The following is a 3,116-nucleotide window of genomic DNA, read 5'->3' on the forward strand; positions in this document are numbered from 1 at the left end:
CGCCGGCGAGATGTTTCGTTGAAAGTCTAGTAACAAATCAATATGCTTCATATCAGAAATGCAAAACCCGACAATTGAATTGCAAAAAATGAGACTAATATTTGCGACCAACGATTTGGAGCTGCACGGCAGAAAATACAAAGGATTCCCTTTGATATTAAACCGAGATCTCGAACCATTTGAGCCCGTACAAAACTTCCTGTGGCACATCATTTTAATGAGCGGAAGCATTGAATCCACCAAGACGTGGGAAACCTATAGCAAGGGCCTCTACGACTACTTTGCATTCCTTGATGCAAATGAAATTGATTGGAAATCAAAAGCAGGAGACGGATTACCTGGGCCAATTGAGAAATACAAAGAATGGGCACACGGGCATCTCAAATTATCAGCAAGCACAGTAAACAGCAGGATAAAGCTTGCATTAAGGTTTTACAAATGGGCAAACCAGGCAGGATTAATAGATCACCTGCCATTTGAGACAACAACAACAAGAGCCACAAACAATCATTCTTTTATCGTTCATACACTAGAGAAACCAAACGAAGCAACAACTACCAAGGTCCTCTTAAAAAACACAAAGAAACCTCTGAATTTAATAACAAAACCCCAACTAGCTCTGTGCCTTGAAAAATTAGAAAACGAAACACACAAGCTAATGCTAGAGATGATATGCCGGACAGGCTTGCGACAAGAGGAGTTGAGAACATTTCCGGAAAAATACATTTTTGACCCAAGCAAACGCAAAGACATCCAAGAGGGTCAAATGATCTTCATTAATCTAGACCCGCGAGACATGAAAACAAAAGGCAGTAAGCCGCGAACAATAGAGATTCCATACAGCTTGATGGACGATCTATGGTCGTGGAGTGTCAGATCACGAGCCATACGCGCAAACGTAACGACGATCAACTCAACAACTCTATTTCTGACAGAAACAGGAAATCCCTATGGCGATTCGGCTATAGATTCAATATTAAGAAGATTATCCAAAAAGACAGGCTTCAGAATCACCGCACACATGGGTCGCCACACATACGCGACATACAGGCTGCGCAGCCTAATTAACAGCAAGACATTTGAAGGGGACCCATTACTATACGTAATGGACCGACTTGGTCATTCATCAGTTCAAACCACATCAAAATATCTAAAGTATATCAACATGCTGGATGGCACATTAATATCGCAGCATGAAGATGAATTAGACGAATTATTTCACTAAACTGAATCATGGCAAAGAGAAAGAACTTCGTTGCACCTGAGTCGGTCGCGATCGGGCCTACAACTGAACGCCCCGAATCGGATAAAGCGCTTCTTGAGGTCGGAGAAGGGGTCATGCATCACGGCAACTTGATCGACCAAGAAGAATGGCTTGGAAAAGGGGTCGACGAATGGGTCTGGCTCGGAATTAATCAATTGCGCGTATTTTTGGCAGGAAGAACAAAATCGGTCGAGTCAATTATTACGTATGGCAGGCAAGGATGGCCAATATTTCTAAAATTCGCCACATCCACAACGCCAATACTGTCCCCCCACTCAATTGCACCAAAACACATTCAGCAGTTAATTGATTGGATAAAAGCAAACAGTGCCTGGGAAACAAAAACGCGCAGCAATCACTACGCATCAATCAAAACCGTTATTTTCGGAATGATTGATAGAGGATCAATACGTTTAGCAAAGTCTGACTTTCCCATAAATCCGTTCACCGAAAATGAAGTCTGCGGTGAGATTAAAACTCAGGCACACACTCACCTGTCAGGATCAGAGCGAGCAAGCCTGGTTCATGCGATAAAGCAAGACCTCATAGCGATTCATAAAAAAAAGTTCACGGGCAATGACATTGACGAACTTACTGTCTACCTCCTGGGCATCGCAATTCGCACCGGAACAAATTCAACGCCACTGCTTGAACTAGAACGAGATGCATTAGGGCCACACCCATTTATTCCGAACCAGCGGCTGCTCAGGACTACAAAACGTAGAAATGGTGCAATACAGCAAAGCGCAATAAGACAGACTAAAACACATGAAACACCAATCACATTTCCGATGGACGGAATAGCCATATTCGAGATGGCCCTCAAGAAAACATCGTACTTGAGCGACCGCGCCCCACATCCAGAAAAAAATAGAGTATGGATACACATCACCCCCTCCAAAGACGATAGCCATAAAGTAACCACCTTGAACATCAAGGAACTATCTAAAGGAATAAAGACCTTGATTGATAGGCATGATTTAAAAGGCGACGACGGTATGCGCCTGCGACTAAACCTATCAAGAATCAGAAAAACCGTAGAAAACAGATACTGGGCCCTGAGCGGTGGCGACATGTTCAGCGTAGCGCAATTAATGGGGCACACAAAGTACGTATCAGATAGGCACTACTTGCAACTGACTAATGAAATGCGGCAAAACGCAACAATAGTAGCGGAAGATATTCATATTGCCTACAGAAAAAACAAATATGCAGAGAATAAAGATCTAGAGCAAACGCCAACAGGCCAATGCAAAGACTCACTATTCGGAGAGAAGGCGCCTGGAGATGGAAACACTCACTGCATTGACTTTATGAGCTGCTTCAACTGCAGATCGTATGCAATAACTGGATCACCAGACGATTTGCATAGACTATTTAGCTTCTACTGGTTTATTGGAGACGAAAGAGAACGAACAAATTCGGAGGCCTGGAGGGAACACTACTTATCACTTCAAGTCAGAATAGATAAATTCACTCAGAAACATTTCAGATTGGGGAGTGTATCAGTTCAAAAAGAACGAGCGAGATTTCATCGGCATCCGTTCTGGAAGACCTACGGAGAACTAAGTAAATGAAAGATTTCTCAGTGCTTGGCGATCAGCCCACCAGCATCCAACACATCCCTCTGTCAATGGTTTCTCGCATTGTAATTAGCGCAATTGGGGGCGCCGATTGCAAATCAACAGTCCTAAGTTACTACGCAGATGAAATTTGGGATCTGAGTCCATTCATAAAGCAAGCTAACCGCTCCAAATCGGAAAAACAAATTGACTGGCGAAAAATTCCGGCTCCGTTCAGGGAGCAGTTTAAGGCCATCCTTTACAAATACTGGATGGTCGGACGCCCCGGC

At 43.5% G+C, this 3,116-nt stretch carries 3 protein-coding genes; all 3 read left to right on the forward strand.

The window, feature by feature from the left end; all coding sequences use genetic code 11:
• Nucleotides 1–58: 58 nt before the first annotated feature.
• Nucleotides 59–1,225 carry a site-specific integrase gene (locus tag EPO09_RS21940; RefSeq protein ID WP_290646710.1) on the forward strand — a complete coding sequence of 389 codons (1,167 nt, stop codon included), beginning with the start codon at nt 59–61 and terminating at the stop codon, nt 1,223–1,225.
• 8 nt (nt 1,226–1,233) lie between these two features.
• Nucleotides 1,234–2,841: a hypothetical protein gene (locus EPO09_RS21945; RefSeq protein ID WP_290646712.1), complete on the forward strand. Its 1,608-nt coding sequence runs from the start codon at nt 1,234–1,236 to the stop codon at nt 2,839–2,841.
• On the forward strand, nt 2,838–3,116 hold a 279-nt coding region (locus EPO09_RS21950; RefSeq protein ID WP_290646714.1), incomplete at its 3' end, for a hypothetical protein. The genes EPO09_RS21945 and EPO09_RS21950, both read left to right, overlap by 4 nt.

It is taken from the genome of Aquabacterium sp., from assembly GCF_004297345.1.
In the GTDB taxonomy this organism is placed as follows: domain Bacteria; phylum Pseudomonadota; class Gammaproteobacteria; order Burkholderiales; family Burkholderiaceae_C; genus Aquabacterium.

Excerpts from the sequence above, each read along its gene's own strand:
- EPO09_RS21940 (WP_290646710.1), top strand. The coding sequence starts at position 59 with ATGCAAAACCCGACAATTGAATTGCAAAAAATGAGACTAATATTTGCG.
- EPO09_RS21945 (WP_290646712.1), top strand. The coding sequence starts at position 1,234 with ATGGCAAAGAGAAAGAACTTCGTTGCACCTGAGTCGGTCGCGATCGGG.